At 62.8% G+C, this 17,107-nt stretch carries 15 protein-coding genes; 9 read left to right on the forward strand and 6 right to left on the reverse strand.

The window, feature by feature from the left end; all coding sequences use genetic code 11:
• The first annotated feature begins 11 nt into the window (after positions 1-11).
• The 7 genes from CD932_RS03145 to CD932_RS03175 all read left to right on the forward strand — a co-directional run bounded on the left by CD932_RS03145 (position 12) and on the right by CD932_RS03175 (position 7,520).
• On the forward strand, positions 12-1,007 hold the full coding sequence (locus tag CD932_RS03145) for a glycosyltransferase (protein WP_094441359.1): 996 nt from the start codon (positions 12-14) through the stop codon (positions 1,005-1,007).
• Positions 1,007-1,939 carry a formyltransferase gene (locus tag CD932_RS03150; RefSeq protein ID WP_094441360.1) on the forward strand — a complete coding sequence of 311 codons (933 nt, stop codon included), beginning with the start codon at positions 1,007-1,009 and terminating at the stop codon, positions 1,937-1,939. Before CD932_RS03145 ends, CD932_RS03150 begins: the two co-directional genes overlap by 1 nt.
• The gene (locus CD932_RS03155; protein WP_094441361.1) at positions 1,936-2,988 is read left to right on the forward strand and encodes a bifunctional UDP-4-keto-pentose/UDP-xylose synthase; all 1,053 of its coding nucleotides are present in this window, start codon (positions 1,936-1,938) and stop codon (positions 2,986-2,988) included. Before CD932_RS03150 ends, CD932_RS03155 begins: the two co-directional genes overlap by 4 nt.
• Positions 2,988-3,947 (forward strand): polysaccharide deacetylase family protein, encoded by a 960-nt coding sequence (locus CD932_RS03160; RefSeq protein ID WP_094441362.1) that lies wholly within the window; start codon positions 2,988-2,990, stop codon positions 3,945-3,947. Before CD932_RS03155 ends, CD932_RS03160 begins: the two co-directional genes overlap by 1 nt.
• A 74-nt stretch (positions 3,948-4,021) precedes the next feature.
• On the forward strand, positions 4,022-4,492 hold the full coding sequence (locus tag CD932_RS03165) for a peroxiredoxin (protein WP_094441363.1): 471 nt from the start codon (positions 4,022-4,024) through the stop codon (positions 4,490-4,492).
• Between the two features lie 269 nt (positions 4,493-4,761).
• Positions 4,762-6,624 (forward strand): PhoH family protein, encoded by a 1,863-nt coding sequence (locus tag CD932_RS03170; protein ID WP_094441364.1) that lies wholly within the window; start codon positions 4,762-4,764, stop codon positions 6,622-6,624.
• 221 nt (positions 6,625-6,845) lie between these two features.
• Positions 6,846-7,520 (forward strand): site-2 protease family protein, encoded by a 675-nt coding sequence (locus tag CD932_RS03175; RefSeq protein ID WP_094441365.1) that lies wholly within the window; start codon positions 6,846-6,848, stop codon positions 7,518-7,520.
• A gap of 58 nt (positions 7,521-7,578) precedes the next feature.
• Here CD932_RS03175 and CD932_RS03180 read toward each other — a convergent pair whose 3' ends face one another.
• Positions 7,579-8,946 (reverse strand): NAD-dependent succinate-semialdehyde dehydrogenase, encoded by a 1,368-nt coding sequence (locus tag CD932_RS03180; protein ID WP_094441366.1) that lies wholly within the window; start codon positions 8,944-8,946, stop codon positions 7,579-7,581.
• 360 nt (positions 8,947-9,306) lie between these two features.
• On the opposite strand from CD932_RS03180, the gene CD932_RS03185 reads away from it, so the two are divergent.
• Complete coding sequence (locus CD932_RS03185; RefSeq protein ID WP_094441367.1) at positions 9,307-10,248, forward strand: bestrophin family protein; 942 nt, start codon at positions 9,307-9,309, stop codon at positions 10,246-10,248.
• An 87-nt stretch (positions 10,249-10,335) separates the two neighbouring features.
• Entirely contained in the window at positions 10,336-10,536 is a 201-nt protein-coding gene (locus CD932_RS03190) for a heavy-metal-associated domain-containing protein (RefSeq protein WP_094443423.1), read from the forward strand.
• Positions 10,537-10,542: 6 nt separating this feature from the next.
• Here CD932_RS03190 and CD932_RS03195 read toward each other — a convergent pair whose 3' ends face one another.
• The 5 genes from CD932_RS03195 to CD932_RS28670 all read right to left on the reverse strand — a co-directional run.
• Positions 10,543-11,283: a glutathione S-transferase gene (locus CD932_RS03195; RefSeq protein WP_094443424.1), complete on the reverse strand. Its 741-nt coding sequence runs from the start codon at positions 11,281-11,283 to the stop codon at positions 10,543-10,545.
• Positions 11,284-11,519: 236 nt separating this feature from the next.
• Entirely contained in the window at positions 11,520-11,945 is a 426-nt protein-coding gene (cueR, locus tag CD932_RS03200) for a Cu(I)-responsive transcriptional regulator (RefSeq protein WP_094441368.1), read from the reverse strand.
• Positions 11,942-14,143, reverse strand: a complete 2,202-nt coding sequence (locus CD932_RS03205; RefSeq protein WP_254926439.1) for a cation-translocating P-type ATPase — start codon at positions 14,141-14,143, stop codon at positions 11,942-11,944. Before CD932_RS03205 ends, cueR begins: the two co-directional genes overlap by 4 nt.
• 85 nt (positions 14,144-14,228) lie before the next feature.
• Positions 14,229-14,978, reverse strand: coding sequence for a FecR domain-containing protein (locus tag CD932_RS03210; protein ID WP_094441369.1), 750 nt, complete (start codon positions 14,976-14,978; stop codon positions 14,229-14,231).
• Between the two features lie 4 nt (positions 14,979-14,982).
• On the reverse strand, positions 14,983-17,107 hold a 2,125-nt coding region (locus tag CD932_RS28670; RefSeq protein ID WP_254926440.1), incomplete at its 5' end, for an S-layer family protein.

The raw sequence follows: 17,107 nt of genomic DNA on the forward strand, positions 1-17,107 counted from the left end.
GCAACCCCATCATGAAACCTGAACTGTCGGTCATCATTCCGATCTACAACGAACAGGAAGGCCTGGCCAGCCTGTTCGCCCGCCTGTACCCGGCGCTCGACGCCTTGCAGACCAGCTACGAAATCATTTTCGTCAACGACGGCAGCCGCGACAACTCCGTTTCCATTTTGGCCGAGCAATTCCGCCAGCGCCCGGAAGTGACGCGCGTGGTGCTGTTCAATGGCAACTACGGCCAGCACATGGCCATCCTGGCCGGCTTCGAAGCGTCGCGTGGCCAGATCATGGTCACGCTCGACGCCGACCTGCAAAACCCGCCCGAGGAAATCGGCAACCTGGTGGCCAAGATGCGCGAAGGCTACGATTACGTGGGCTCGATCCGGCGCAAGCGGCAAGATTCGGCCTGGCGCACGGTGGCCTCGAAAATAATGAACCGCCTGCGCGAGCGCATCACCAATATCAAGATCACCGACCAGGGCAATATGCTGCGCGCCTATGGCCGCAATGTGATCGACCTGGTCAACCAGTGCGCCGAGGTGAATACCTTCGTGCCGGCGCTGGCCTACACCTTTGCCCGCAAGCCGACCGAGGTCACGGTCGAGCACGAAGAGCGCGCGGCCGGCGAGTCGAAGTATTCGCTGTACAGCCTGATCCGCCTGAACTTCGACCTGGTGACGGGCTTTTCGCTGATCCCGCTGCAGATCTTTTCCATGCTGGGCATGCTGCTGTCGGCCAGTTCGGCCGTGCTGGTGACCTATCTGCTGGCGCGCCGCTTCCTGTTCGGCGCCGAGGCGCAAGGCGTGTTCACCCTGTTCGCCATCGCCTTCTTCCTGATGGGCGTGATCCTGTTCGGCATCGGCCTGGTGGGCGAATACGTGGGCCGCATCTTCCAGCAGGTGCGCGCCCGCCCGCGTTACGTGGTGCAGACCATTTTGCAGGACGGCATGGCGCAAGCCGAAGCCGAGGCGGCGCCGTATGTGCGACTGGAAAAACGTCAGGTGGCCCGCTGATGCGCGCCGTCGTGTTTGCCTACCATAATGTGGGCGTGCGCTGCATCAAGGTGCTGCTGGCCGGCGGCGTCGATATCGCGCTGGTCGTCACCCATGAAGACAATCCGCAGGAAAACCTGTGGTTCGAGTCGGTGGCGGAACTGTGCCTGATGGAGGGCATCGCGCATATCACGCCGGCTGACGCCACGAACCCCGTTCTGCTGGCACAGGTGCGCGCCGCCAGGCCCGACACGCTGTTCAGCTTTTACTACCGCCACATGCTGCCGGCCAGCATCCTGGAGGTGGCGCCCGCGTATAATCTGCACGGCTCGCTGCTGCCGCAGTTCCGCGGCCGCGCGCCCGTCAACTGGGCCGTGCTGCACGGTGCCACCGAAACCGGCGCCACCCTGCACGCAATGACGGTAAAACCCGACGCCGGCGCCATCGTCGCGCAGACCGCCGTGCCGATTTTGCCTGACGACACCGCCTTTGAAGTGTTCGGCAAGGTCACCGTGGCCGCTGAGCAAACCCTGTGGCGCGTGCTGCCGGCCCTGGTCGATGGCAGCGCGCCACAGTTGCCGAACGACCTCACCCAGGGCGGCTATTTTGGCGGACGCAAACCGGCCGATGGCCGCATCGACTGGACACAGCCGGCGCAGCAGGTGTATAACCTGCACCGCGCCGTCGCGCCGCCGTATCCGGGCGCTTTTACCGAGCTCAACGGTATTAGCTATGTCGTCAGGCAAGCCAGGCTGAGCAAACTCGCGCCGGTCGCCCTGGCGCCTGGCCTGGCCGTGCTCGATGGCGCTATCGTCGGCGTCTGCGGCGACGGCCGCTTGCTGGCCATTGCGTCCTTGTATGCCAACGATCAACCGATTTCTGCCGCACAATTGCAAGACCGGCTGACCGCCCATGTCAGCACCCCCAATACCATCGAAGAGAAATTCATATGAAAAAAGTCCTTATCCTCGGCGTCAACGGTTTTATCGGCCACCACCTGTCCAAACGCATCCTGGAAACCACCGACTGGCATGTGTACGGCATGGACATGAACAGCGACCGCATCAGCGATGTGCTGGACAATCCGGAATACAAGTCGCGCATGCACTTCTTTGAAGGCGACATCACCATCAACAAGGAATGGGTCGAATACCACGTCAAGAAATGCGACGTGATCCTGCCGCTGGTGGCAATCGCCACGCCATCGACCTACGTCAAGCAGCCATTGCGCGTGTTCGAACTGGACTTCGAAGCCAATCTGCCGATCGTGCGCTCGGCCGCCAAGTATGGCAAGCACCTGGTATTTCCGTCGACCTCGGAAGTGTATGGCATGTGCCATGATGAAGAGTTCGACCCGGAAAACTCGGAACTGATCTGCGGCCCGATCAACAAACCACGCTGGATCTACTCGAACGCCAAGCAGCTGATGGACCGCGTGATCTGGGGCTACGGCATGGAAGGCCTGAACTTCACGCTGTTCCGTCCGTTCAACTGGATCGGCGCCGGCCTCGATTCCATCCACACGCCGAAAGAAGGCTCGTCGCGCGTGGTGACGCAGTTCTTCGGCCATATCGTGCGCGGTGAAAACATTTCGCTGGTCGACGGCGGCGCGCAAAAACGCGCATTCACCTATATCGACGACGGCATCGATGCGCTGATGCACATTATCGCCAACCGGAACGGCATTGCCAGCGGCAAGATCTATAATATCGGCAATCCGAGCAATAACTATTCGATCCGCGACCTGGCCGGCATGATGCTGACCCTGGCCGCCGAATATCCGGAGTACGCCGACGGCGCGCAGCACGTCAAGATCGTGGAAACCACCTCGGGCGCCTACTATGGCGCCGGCTACCAGGACGTGCAGAACCGCGTGCCGAAGATTACCAATACCTGCGAGGAACTGGGCTGGGCGCCGAGCACCACCATGAGCGACGCGCTGCGCCATATTTTCGACGCCTACCGCGGCCAGGTCACGCAGGCGCAAGCGCTGATGGATTAATGTTGAGCAAACCCTTACTGACACTGAAGATCGACGTCGACACCTTTCGCGGCACCCGCGAAGGCATGGGCAATCTGGTGCGCATGCTGGCCGCGCACCAGGCCCAGGCGACGTTTTTGTTTTCGCTGGGCCCCGACCATACGGGCTGGGCGCTGCGCCGGGCGTTGCGGCCCGGTTTTTTCAGCAAAGTCTCGCGCACTTCGGTGGTCGAGCACTATGGCCTGAAAACGCTGATGTACGGCACCCTGCTGCCCGGTCCGGACATCGGCAGGCAGTGCGCGGAAGAACTGCGCGCGGTGCGCGACGCCGGCTTCGAATGCGGCATCCACACCTGGGACCACACCTTATGGCAGGACAACGTGGCGCGCCGTGACGCCGGCTGGACCAGCGCCATGATGCGCAAGGCCGCCGCCCGTTTTGCGCAGGTGTTTGGCGTACCGTCCCGCACCCACGGCGCAGCCGGCTGGCAAATGAATGTCAGCGCCTTTGTCGAGCACGATACGGCCGGCTACGACTACGCCTCCGATGGCCGCGCCATGCTCGACGAACGGGGCGCCATGGTGCGCGCCAGCGACGGACCGCACCGGTTGCGCAACGGCAATACGGTGCTGCAATGCGTGCAACTGCCCACCACCTTGCCCACCCTCGACGAATTGCTCGGTTGTGAGATCGATGGAAAAATGCTCACCGTTAGCAATATTGCCGACCATATCCTGTCGCTGACGGCGGACAATCGCCGCGATCATGTCTATACTTTGCACGCAGAGCTTGAAGGGCAGAAACTCGCCCCCATTTTCGAACAACTGCTGACAGGCTGGAAAACCCAGGGCTATCAATTTGCCTCGATGGCCGAGTATCACGACAAAGTGCGCCACACCGACTTGCCCGTCTGTCCGATTACCTGGGGCGAATTGCCAGGCCGTTCGGGACGCCTGATCGTGCAGGGTAAAGCCGCCTGAATGCTGTATTGTTCCACCTGGATGCGTTGCCAGGTTAAAAACAGCGCTGATGATCACCGTTCAGGAGAGAACCTGTGACTGAGAGACTATCCCTCGTCGCCCTACCCGATTTCACTGCCGCCATGACCAGCGACAAGACCTTTCAATTGCTGGGCCGGCCAGCCAAGGCCACCGTGCTGTTCTTTTATCCGAAAGACAACACCCCTGGCTGCACCACGGAAAACATCGCCTTCCGTGACGCCTACGGCAAATTTATCGCCGCCGGCGTGGAAATCTACGGCGTCAGCCGCGATTCCCTGCGCTCGCACGAAAGCTTCAAGGCCAAACTGGAGCTGCCGTTCGAACTGATTTCCGACCCCGACGAAGCGATGTGCCTGCTGTTCAACGTCATGAAGATGAAGCAGATGTACGGCAAGACCGTGCGCGGCGTCGAGCGCAGCACGTTTGTGATTGACGCTGAGGGCCGAATAGTGAAAGAATGGCGAGGCGTGAAGGTCGCAACTCACGTCGAAGAAGTGCTGGAATTGGTGGCGCGTCTGAACTGATGCGCGTGTCGGGTTTCCAGCAAGCGTCGTTCAACCTATCGTTCAGTTCACAGCAGCCATCGCCATTTTGAGTCAACGAAGCGCCTCACTCCACTCCGCCAGCCGGGCCGCGCGCCCGCTGATGGACATCCTTACCGGCCCTGTGGCCGGCCAGCCGGCAGTCATATCGTCCTGTTCCATTGTTATTCCCGCATCCACCCCATGCCGCGCCGCTGAAAACCGGCTGCCCGTGGGCGATTCATTCCAGAAATTTTTTGATTGAGATCCTGATGCCACTGCCAAAATTACCGAGCAAGCCAGCCACCATCCTGGCCACAGCAGATTACCCAACCGCTGGCGCAGCGCGCCCGGCCACCAAAACCCCGGCAGCCAAGAAAGTGGCTGCACCCATCATTGAAGCGGCGATCGCCGAAGTTGCCAAACCGGTCCGCAATGCGGCCACCAGAATCAAGCAAGTGGCGGCACTGATGGTCGCCAAGCCAGCGCCTGCACCAGAACCCGTTGCCGCGCCAGCCCTGGCCGCACCGGTAGCCAAGGCCAAGCCCGCCACGAAGGCGAAAGCGCCGGCCAAGGCCAAGGCCGAGGCCGAGGTCAAGGCTGAAGCGCCGGTTGCAAAAGTTACGCCGATCAAATCCGTCAAGCAGATCGAGCAAGCCCATCCGGCCAAGCACAAGCCGGTCGAAGTGCAACTCAAATCGTCGGCCAGCCGCGCCGCCGACCAGCGTGGCGTGTCGAAACTGTTCGTGCTCGACACCAATGTGCTGATGCACGATCCTTCGTCGCTGTTCCGCTTCGAAGAGCACGATGTCTACCTGCCGATGATGACATTGGAAGAACTGGACAACCACAAGAAGGGCATGACGGAAGTGGCGCGCAACGCCCGCCAGGTGTCGCGCACGCTCGACGCTTTGATCAGCAATACCGACGACGACGCGATCGAGCACGGCATTCCGCTGTCCAAGCTGGGCAACAAGGACGCCAAGGGCCGCCTGTTCTTCCAGACGCGTTTGCAAAGCGCCGACCTGCCCGCTGGCCTGCCGGTCGGCAAGGCCGACAATCAGATCCTGGCCGTCGTGCGTTCGCTCGAATCGGAACAGGAAGGCCGCCCGGTGGTGCTGGTGTCGAAAGATATCAACATGCGCATCAAGGCGCGCGCGCTGGGCCTGCCCGCCGAAGACTACTTCAACGACCATGTGCTGGAAGACACGGACCTGCTGTACTCGGGCATCGTGCAGCTGCCGGACGACTTCTGGAACAAGCACGGCAAGGATATGGAATCCTGGCAGGAAAGCAAGAACGGCTACAGCTCGACGTTCTACCGCGTCACCGGCCCGTTCATTCCGTCCTTGCTGGTGAACCAGTTCATCTACCTGGAACCGAAAAACGGCGAAACCCCGTTCTACGGCCAGGTCAAGCAGATCAACGGCAAGACGGCCGTGCTGCAGACCCTGCGCGACTTCAGCCACACCAAGAACAATGTGTGGGGCGTGACGGCACGCAACCGCGAGCAGAACTTCGCGCTGAACCTGTTGATGAACCCGGAATGCGACTTCGTCACCCTGCTGGGCCAGGCCGGTACCGGCAAGACCCTGCTGGCCCTGGCTGCGGGTCTGGCGCAAGTGCTGGAAACCAAGCTCTACAACGAAATCATCGTCACCCGCGTGACGGTGCCGGTCGGCGAAGACATCGGTTTCCTGCCCGGTACGGAAGAAGAAAAGATGTCGCCATGGATGGGCGCCTTCGACGACAACCTGGAAGTGCTGAACAAGTCCGACTCGGATGGCGGCGAATGGGGCCGTGCGGCAACGCAAGACCTGATCCGCTCGCGCATCAAGATCAAGTCGCTCAACTTCATGCGCGGCCGCACTTTTGTGAACAAGTTCCTGATCATCGATGAAGCGCAGAACCTGACGCCGAAACAGGTCAAGACCCTGGTCACGCGCGCCGGTCCCGGCACCAAGATCCTGTGCCTGGGCAATATCGCGCAGATCGACACGCCGTACCTGACCGAAGGTTCGAGCGGCCTGACCTATGTGGTCGACCGCTTCAAGGGCTGGTCGCACAGCGGCCACGTGACCCTGGCGCGCGGCGAACGTTCGCGCCTGGCCGATCACGCCAGCGAAGTGCTGTAAGTTTTAACCGGGCAGCGCCAGCTGCCTGCTCAATTGAAAAGCCCTGGCCGCAGCAATGCGGGCGGGGCTTTTTTTCATCTATCTCATTGCAAGCGAACGTGGACATGATCGCCGCGACCGTCATGTGCGGCAGCCATATGGCTGACTGCCCGTAGCAGGTGGAGCGCAACTTTTTGGTGTCCCATGCTTTAATACGGCTCGTCAACTTTTTCTCTGCCGCAATGCATCCCATCCTCCAGTTCCTGCTTTCCATTGTCCTGTTCATGGTGATCCATGTTTCGGCAATGGCCCTGTGTGCACGCGCGCTCGGCATCACCATCCGCCGCATCGGCTATGGCGTGGGGCCGGCCTTGTTCAATATCGGCAAGGCGCAGATCAGATTGCTGCCGTTTGCCGGCAGCCTGGTGCTGAAAGATACGCGTGAAGAAGCGATCCACGACGACGATCCCGGCAACGATACCTATAACGAGCGACCGCTGTGGCAGCAGATCGCCGTGCTGCTGTGCGGCGTGGCGGTGCCGCTGGCACTGGCGCTGGGATTGTTGGGGGCCAACGGCTGGCACGGTTTTACGGCGGCGTTTGCGCAGATGATCAGCGGTGCGCTGGCGCCGCTGAGCACGGCGCAGCAGTTGCTTGCAGACGGCGAGGCCTTTGCCCGTGACAACGCCTTTGTGCTGGTGTTTGCCCTGGCCAGCCTGAAACTGTGCGCCTTCAACCTGTTGCCGTTTGGCGGCCTGAACGGCGGCCAGATACTGCTGGCCATTGCGCGCGCTGGCAAGCCCCATGTGGCGTGGGAAGAGACGGTGGCAAAATGGCTGCTGCTGCCGGGACTGGCGGTATTGCTGTCGTGGCTGCTGGCATCCGGCTGGTATTGCTGGCGTCATTTTACGGGGTAACAGCGAACCCACAAGCAAGGGCTGGGGCACGACCCGCAGGGTCGGACCCCATGCACGCTTACGCCACCAGCACCAGCTTGCGGTTGACAAACTCCATGATGCCCAGGTCCGACAACTCGCGGCCATAGCCGGAATGCTTGACGCCGCCAAATGGTAAATCGGGCGCCGTCACGGCTGGCGAATTGATGAAGACCATGCCGGTCTCGACCTGGCTGGCCAGTTTCTTGCCGCGCGCGATATCGGCCGTGATGATGGTGCCGCCCAGGCCGAACGGCGAGTCGTTGGCCAGGGTGATCGCCTCGTGCTCGTCCTTGACGCGAAAGATCATGGCGACGGGCGCAAAGAACTCCTGGTAGTAGACAGGATTGTCGGGCTTGACATCGGTCAGGATGGTCGGCTCCATGAAGTAACCGGTACGCTCGATGCGTTTGCCGCCCAGCAGTACTTTCGCGCCGCCTTCGACGGCCTGGCCCACTTGCTTGAGGGCCAGCTCCAGCGCCGACTTGCTCGACAGCGGCGCCAGGGTGGTCGCGTCCTGCAGCGGGTCGCCTGCGGCCAATTTGGCCAGTTCAGCCTGGAAGCGCTCGACAAAGGTGTCGGCGACGCTGTCGACCAGAATAAAACGCTTGGAGCCGTCGCAGACCTGGCCTGAATTCTGCATGCGGCCAATCACTGCCAGTTTCACGGCCAGCTCCATGTCGGCGTCGTCCAGCACGATAAAGGCGTCGCTGCCGCCCAGTTCCATGGTGGTTTTCTTCAGGGCCTTGCCGGCCGTGGCGGCAACCGACGCACCGGCGCGCTCGCTGCCGGTCAGCGCCACGCCTTGCACGCGCGCATCGGCAATGGCGGTGGCCACCTGGTCGCTGGAGAAGAAGGCGTTGGTATAGGCCCCGGTCGGGGCACCGGCGTCGATAAACAGCTTTTCAAACGCCAGCGCGCATTGCGGTACGTTCGACGCATGCTTGACGACCAGGGTATTGCCGGCCATCAGGTTCGGGCCGGCCACGCGGGCCAGCTGGTAATACGGGAAATTCCACGGCTCGACGCAGAAGATCACGCCCAGCGGGGCGATTTCAACACTCGCTTCGCCGCGCCTGACGTCGAGTTTCTTCGGCGCCAGGAACTGCTCGGCGTTGTCGGCATAGTAGTCGAGAATGTTGACGCACAGCGACACTTCCTGCTGCGCTTCCTTGAACAGCTTGCCCATTTCCAGCGTAATCAATTTGGCGAAATCGTCGCGCTGCTCTTTCAACAGCCTGGCTGCTTGCTTGACCACGGCCTTGCGCTCGGCGAAGCTGCGCTGGCGCCAGTCGCTCTCGAAGGTGGTGGCGGCCTGGGCCAGGATGGTTTCCATTTGCGCGTCGCTGTGCGGCGTGAAGGTTTGTTCGATCTGTTCGCTGTACGGATTCGTGGTCTGATAGCTCATCTGTTTTCCTTTGTCATGACGCCCCGCGATTGCATGGGTAGCGTGGCAGTATGCGACGGCAAAGCAAACGCGACCGTTCGGGGACGTACATAGTGGCGGCATCAACTATATAAAAACAAGGCAGCACGGAACACCACAGCCATGACGTTTATTAATTTGTGGAATATACATTCATAAAATGAATATCCCCCATCGTCAGCGTGAATTGGCCTAAAACAAGGCTGCGACCTATACTGCAGGCGTCTCCTCACCACTGCCGCCCATGCACACCCTTCCCGGCCCGCCGCCGTCCTGGCATTCTTTGCGGGTTAGTCGTTCGCACCATGTTCCACCCCTGTCCACCACCTTCGGGAGCACGCCATGATCGTGCGCGACCGCCCTTCTGCGCTCAAGCTGTTCCTGGTCGTGCGCGGCTCCATCCTGCCGCGCATCCGCACCACCCTGATCGTCAACACCCTGTTCGCCACCCTCGTCACCTGGTACCACGGTACCCTGTTCGACCACAAGGTGATCCTTACCACGATTCCGTTTACGCTGATCGGCCTGCCGCTGGCGATTTTCCTCGGCTTTCGCAATACCGCCGCCTACGACCGCTACTGGGAAGGGCGCAAGCTGTGGGGAGAATTGGTACTGCGCAGCCGAAACTTTTCGCGCCAGTGCCAGAGCATGATCGCCAGCGATACGGTCGCGCACGTGAAACTGGGGCTCGATGACGTGCGCGTGCGCATGGTGTGCCGCACCATCGCTTTTTGCCATGCGCTGCGCCACCAGTTGCGCGACAGCCAAGCAGCCGTTGACCTGCAGCCGCTGCTGCGGCCCGGCGAATGGGCGCTGGCCTGCAAGTCGTCGAATCCGTCCGACTACCTGATGCTGCAGATGGGCCATGACCTGGCCAGCTGCCTGCGAGACAAGCGCATCGACAGCATCCTGGCGGCACAGCTCGACAATTCGATCTCGGCCATGGTGGGCGCCGGCGCCTCGTGCGAGCGCATCCGCAGCACGCCGATCCCGTTTTCGTATTCGCTGCTGTTGCACCGTACGGCCTATCTGTATTGCTTCCTGCTGCCGTTCGGCCTGGTCGACTCCCTCGGTTTCATGACGCCGTTCGTGGTCGCCGTCGTCGCCTACACTTTCTTTGGCCTCGATGCGCTCGGCGATGAAATCGAAGAACCGTTCGGCGAAGACGCCAACGACCTGCCGCTGTCGGCCATCTGCCGCGCCATCGAAATCAATCTGCGCGAGTCCTTGCAGGACGAGCAGTTGCCGCCACCGATGCAGGCCGAAAATTTCATGCTCACCTGACGCCTGACGCACGGTTGCGGCGCGGCTTGACCTTCCCACCGCAGGAAGGCTTATAGTGGTTTCACACTTACCTACAGGAGCATGGACATGTACCAGTTACAAGTTGAAAACATGAGCTGCGGCCACTGCGTAAACGCCGTCACCAAGGCCGTGCAGTCGGTCGATCCGCAGGCGCAGGTGCAGATCGAGCTGGAACAAAAAAGCGTCAAGGTCGGCACCGACAAGTCCCTGGAAGCCATCAGTGCTGCCATCGTCGAGGCCGGCTATCCGGTCACCAGCGCGGCGTAATCCGCATCAGCCGTCCAGTTCCGGGTAATGCCGGAAGATACCCTCGTCGCTGAACGGCAAGCGCCTTTTTGAGTCGAGGTAGCGGGCAATATTGGGCCGCACCGCCACGCTGTCGTGAAGGTCTGACAGTGCCTGGTAGCGCGGCGCCAGCCGTTCCATGGCCTGCGGAAACGCGTAGCGCAGGCCGGCGATCATCTGGAACAGCGACAGGTCACCATAGGTCAGCTTGCTGCCCACCAGGAAGCCGCCCCGGCCAGGGTTGTTTGCCAGCACCTGCGTAAAATAATCGAGAAACTTCGGCAAGCGCGTTGTGCGAAAGTCCTGTGCGCGCAAGGCAGCGGCGCCAGCCTGGTCTTCGTAGTACTGGCCCATGGCCAGCGGATGATGTGTGTCGTGTACTTCCGTCAGCCAGTCGGCCATGGTCAGCTGCAGCTGGTTCAGCCACAGGCGCCCGCCCTCGGCGCGCGGCGCCAGGCCCAGCTGCTTGCCCAGATACAACAGAATATTTGGCGTCTGGCCGATCAGCAAGTCGCCATGGCCGAGCACCGGCGGCGCATAGGCCGGATAGGGCGTCGTAGCGCCATCGAGACAGGCCAGCATGGCCGGCATGCCCTGCTGCTTGCCCTTGCGTTCGGGCAAGCGCGCCACGTCCTGGTAGTTGGCGCCCGCTTCTTCCAGCGCCAGGCGGATGAATTCACCGCGGCCCTGGAGGGTGGGCCAGTAATACAGCAGATAGGCTGCGTCCATCGCGTCCCTTTCAACAATGACATGCTGCAGGTATAGCATGATCGGCAAAAGGATGGCGATCAGCACGCCATGACCGCGAACGCCTGGTCCTCAACGCGAATCGAAGCTCAGCAGATAAGCCGCCATGTCGCGCGCATCGTCAACGCCCAGGTGGGCGTGGCCGTATGCGGCTTGAGGACTCAGAGGTATCTTTTCACACCCATGACAGCACGGGTTTGTAGCGCGAGGCCATGACATTAACCACAACATGCCTTGTTTGCACTGCCCTCCCCCATCGCCAGCCCCAGGTTCTGCAGGATCGGGCAATCGGGCTTGTCATCGCCATGGCAGGAACTGGCCAGCTGGTTCAGGGTATTGCGCATGTCCGTCAGTTCCGCGATGCGCTGGTCCAGCTCGGCCACATGGGCCAGGGCGATGCTTTTCACGTCGGCACTGGCGCGCTGGTCGTTTTGCCACAGCGACAGCAGTTCGCGGATCTGCCCGAGCGAAAAACCGAGATTGCGCGAGCGCTTGATAAAGTGCAGCGCGTGCAGGTCCTGCGGCGTGTAGATGCGGTAGCCGGCGTCGCTGCGCGCGCTCGGCTTCAACAGAGCGATGCTTTCGTAATACCGTATCATTTTTGCCGAGACCCCGGTCTCGCTTGCCGCCTGGCCGATATTCATTTTTCTTCATCCTTTGCATGTGCAGCGCGCGCCTTCCAGCGCCGCAGCAACAGCGCGTTGCTGATCACGCTGACCGAACTGAACGCCATCGCCGCACCCGCCACCATCGGGTTGAGCAGGCCGAACGCGGCCAGCGGAATGCCGACCAGGTTGTAGATAAACGCCCAGAACAGGTTCTGCCGTATCTTGCTGTAGCTGCGGCGCGAGATATCGATGGCGTCCGCCACCAGCGCCGGGTCGCCGCGCATCAGGGTGATGCCTGCCGCCTGCATGGCCACGTCGGTGCCGGTCGACATGGCGATGCCGACATCGGCCGCCGCCAGCGCGGGCGCGTCGTTGATGCCGTCGCCCACCATTGCGATTCTTGCGCCCGCCGCCTTCAGCTCCATGATTTTAGCGGTTTTATCGGCCGGCAGCATATTGGCCGCCACCGTGGCGATGCCCAGCAGTTTGCCGGCGGCCTGCGCGCTGCCCTCGTTGTCACCGGTCAGCATGACGGTGGCGATGCCCAATGCATGCAGCTCGGCAATCGCCGCGCGCGCGCCGGGCTTGACCGGGTCGCTGAAGGCGAACAGGCCCAGCAACTGCGGTCCGCAAGACAGCCAGGAGATTGTATTGCCGCCCGCTTCCAGCGCCTGCGCCTGCTCTTGCAGCGGCGCCAGGTCCACGCTCTCTTCGCGCATCAGGCGCGTGCTGCCCAGTTTCAAATTCACTCCATCGACCTGGGCCGCCAGACCCCGGCCCGGCAAGGCCGACACGCCGCCCGCCGTCAAGGGCGCCAGCCGGCGCGCACCGGCCGCTTCCAGCACCGCCTTGGCCAGGCTGTGTTCGCTGCCCGACTGGATGGCGGCCGCCAGTTGCAGCAATCGGTCTTCGGCAATGCCGTGCGCATGGATGGCCGCCAGCGAAGGCTTGCCCACCGTCAGGGTGCCGGTCTTGTCGAACACCACCGTGGTCACCGCATGCGCCACTTCCAGCGCTTCGGCGTCCTTGATCAGAATGCCGTAGCGGGCCGCCACGCCGGTGCCGGCCATGATGGCCGTCGGCGTGGCCAGGCCCAGCGCGCATGGGCAGGCGATCACCAGCACGGCGACGGCGTTGATGATCGCCGCTTCCAGGTCGCCATTGGCCAACCACCAGCCCAGCAGGGTCAACAGCGCCAGTCCCAGCACCACCGGCACAAAGATGGCGCTGACCTTGTCGACCAGGTGCTGGATCGGCGCCTTGGCGGCCTGCGCGTCTTCGACCAGCCGGATAATGCGCGACAACGTCGTCTCAAGGCCCACGGCGGTGGTGCGTACTACCAGCCGGCCGTCGCCATTGATGGCGCCGCCCGTCACCTGCTCGCCCGCATGCTTGAGGACGGGCAGGCTCTCGCCGGTGATCAGCGATTCGTTGACGTCGCTGGCGCCTTCCACCACGACGCCGTCGACCGGCACGCGTTCACCGGGACGTATCACCACCAGGTCGCCGAGCCGCACCTGGGCCACCGGCACATCGCGCTCCTGGCCGTCGCGGCGCACGCGGGCGGACACGGGGCGCAGCACTTGCAGCGCGCGGATGGCCGAGGCGGTCTGCCGCTTGGCGCGCGATTCGAGCCACTTGCCCAGCAAGACCAGGGTGATGACGACCGACGACGCTTCGAAATACAGATGCGCCATGCCGCCGTGGCCGGCCAGCAGCAGGTAGACGCTCAGGCCATAGGCGGCGCTGGTGCCGAGTGCGACCAGCAAGTCCATATTGCCGGCGCCGGCCCTGGCGGCCTTCCAGCCGGCACGGTAAAAGCGCCAGCCGAGCACGAATTGCACCGGCGTCGCCAGCGCCCATTGCAGCGAACCGTGCAGTGTCCAGTCCAGCCCAAGCCATTCGAGCAGCATCGGCAGCATCAAGGGCAGCGACAAGGCGGCGGCCAGCACGACCTTCAGGCCGTCGCGCGCCGGCGCGGCGGCGGCTGTCGCCGTGACAGTGCTGTCGTCGCTGGCCACGCTGGCCTGGTAGCCGGCCGCATCAATGGCGGCGATCAGGGTGGCGGCATCGACGCCGCTGACCTGGACTCTGGCGCTTTCAGTGGCCAGGTTGACGCTGGCGGCCAGCACGCCCGGCACTTTCAGCAGGGCTTTTTCGACCCGTCCCACGCACGAGGCGCAGGTCATGCCCTCGACGCCGAACGAGAAGGTGGAATGAACGGGCTGTGGCATGGCGCAGATCCTGTATGCATGAACAATGCAGACAGGATCGGCTATCCAACGATGGGAAGGTCAAGCGAAATCGGAAACTTGCTATTTAACGCACCTCGCAATCGACACCTCCCGACTTGGGGGCAGTGTGAGGCTGGTTGGGGGCACCAGGCGCGTTGCTGCCCAACTTGACCGGCAGCGTGAATTGCAACCCGGAACTCTCCGGCACCAGCATCGTCGGACTGTTGCCAGTCGGCGTAAAGCCGAACTGGCCGGCGACAATATTGAGTGTGCCGCCTGGATTGCTGACCACGATTTGTCCGGTAGTCACCGACGTGTACAGCCCGGGCGCCAGGGTCGGCGCTGCCGGCGCCCCCGTTTTGGCCAGCGACGACAGCGGCGACACATAGCCACCGGCGCCGATATACTCGGCAGTGAAATACGTGCCGCGGATGCCGATGGTGGCGACCGGCGTTTTCAGGGAAAACTTTTCCTTGTTGCGCTTGCCCAGCAAGCCCGACAGCGAACGCAGGCCGCCCTTGACCAGGTTGAAACTGGCCTGGTCGCCGTCGGGCTGTTCGGCCTGGTAGGCAAACTGTTCCACGACAAAGGTGGTGCCTGGCTTCAGGGTGATCTCGCTGTTGTCGATAAATTTCACCAGGGCGTAAGTGGCCTTCTCGGTGATCAGCGTATCGCCCGATTCCACTTCGGACTTCAGCGACAAGATCTTGACCTTGCCATCGGCCTTTTTCGCCATCATCGGCCCGCTCAACTGTGTCACCGTGCCGGCCACCTGGGCGAACGCGTGCAGGCTGATGCTCATCAGCACCAGCCACAGCATGGCGCCCGCCAGCATCGACCTAGTTGCAGAAGGTCTTCTGGATACCTTTTTTGGATTCATCTGTTGCTTTCGTCGTCGATTCTTGTGATGTGGTGATCCCCACCAGCGGGCTGGTCATGTCGTTGGGCCTACTGAGCTGGACGACCGGGCTGTATTGCGCATTGATGGCCAGCACGGTATTGGTAGCGCTGCTGACCGTCGATGGCGGTACAACCGGCGTGGTCACCGGCGGAGTCACCGGGGTGGGCACCGGGGTGGGCACCGGCGCGGGGACCAGCACCGAGGCCGGCACCGTCATCTTGCCATTGGGCGCCAGCAAGGAGACGGCAGCACCGCGGCTGTTGATGCGCACGGTGTCGGCGATGATCAGGTCGCCGTTTTTTGCCAGCAGATTGATGCTGCCCGTGGCCGGCACGTCGAGGGTGGCGGCGCCGGCGAGCGTGATGCCGGTGCCGGCCGTGACGGCAATGGCGCGCGCTGCATTGACGCGCGCGCCGTCGCCGAAGCTCACGCTCGTGCTGGCGTCGACGCTGACGTCATTGCCTTGGACGACGCCCTGCACGTTGACGGGGCTGTGCGCGATCAGGGTCACGTTGCCGCCGGTAGTGGCGATGGCGTGGCTTTCGATGCCGCCCGTGCTTTCGATGCGCACGTCGCCGGCGCCGGTCGCCAGGCTGCCCAGCACCAGCACGTCCGGCGCGCTGGTGGTGGTCAAGGCAATGCCGCCGGCGCCGCTGTTGCTGGCGCTAAAGTTCTTCAGACGATTGCCGGCGTCGTTCAGTACCGTACCGCTTTGCGATTGCGTGCTCAGGCTGCGGGCCACTACGGCGCCGCTCTGGCTGATGGCCCCCGCGCTGGCGCTCAGGCTGATGGCGTTGGCCGTCAGGGCGGCAAAACGCAGATCGCCGCGGGCCTGGCTGATGGCCAGGTTGCCGCCCACGTTGATGGCGCCGCCGCTCTGGCTGAAGCTGTTGCTGACAGTCACATTGCCCGAGCCGCCGAGCAAGCCGCCGCTTTGCGCGTAGTTGGCGGTGCTCAAGGCGCCATTGACCAGCAGGCTGCCGCCGGTCAGGTTCAGGCCGCCGCGCGAAGTAAAGCTGTTCAATACCGTGTCGCCGGCCGCCGCCGTGTACACCACGTTGCCGGTGCTGGCCGCGAAATCGGCCGCCAGCACATTGCTGCCGCTCGGCGCCACGCCGCCTTCCCAGTTGGCGGCATCGCTCCACAAGCCGCCGCTGGCACCTGTCCAGGTCGACAAGGCGCGTTGCGCAATGCTCGCCTGCGCCACGCCGCTGCTCGACGTCAGGGTGTAGTTACCGGCATCGCTACCTGCCAGCTGGAAGCCGCCGACCGTCACTGTCTTGCCCGTGCCAAAGTTGCGGTCGGCAAAGGTGCCGCTGCCGCCCGCCAGGCTGACCGTATCTTGCCCAATCACGCCTGCCACCGTGCCACTGACACTGGCCGCCTGCGTGCCGTCATACACCTTGTCGCTGGCGCTGACGCTGCCCAGCGTCAATGTCGCGCGGGCAATATTGGCAGTGGTCGCGCCAGCCGTGTTGGCCAGGCTGTAGTTACCGGCATCCGCGCCGGACAGTGCCGCGCCCTGCACCGCCACGGCCTTGCCGCTGCCCGCATTCTTGTCGGCAAAGGCCGCGTTGGCCGAGGCGCTCAGCACGTCGCCGGCGATACGGTTATCGCTGATCGCCACCTGGGCGCCGGTCACGCCGTCATACACCTTGTCAACACCAGTGTAAGCCAGGGTCAGCGCGCGCTGCGCAATGGTGGCCGTGGTCGTGCCGCCGCTGCTGGCCAGGCGGTAGTTGCCCGCATCAGTTCCGGACAGGCTGGCGTTCTGCACAGTCACCGTCTTGCCGTTGCCGGCATTCTTGTCGGCAAACGCGGCGCTGGCTGAAGTATTGAGCACATCGCCTGCAACACGGTTATCGGTGATGGCGACCGTGGCGGCAGTGCTGCCGTCGTAGGTTTTGCCGGCTGCCACAAAACCCAATGCCAGTTCGCGTTGCGTGATAGTGGCACTGGTGGCGCCGCTGGTCGAACTCAATACGTAGTTGGCCGCATCCACGCCGGACAGGCTGGCGTTCTGCACCGTCACGACCTTATTTGTACCTGCATTCTTGTCGGCA

The organism is Janthinobacterium sp. PC23-8 (assembly GCF_002250505.1).
In the GTDB taxonomy this organism is placed as follows: domain Bacteria; phylum Pseudomonadota; class Gammaproteobacteria; order Burkholderiales; family Burkholderiaceae_D; genus Janthinobacterium.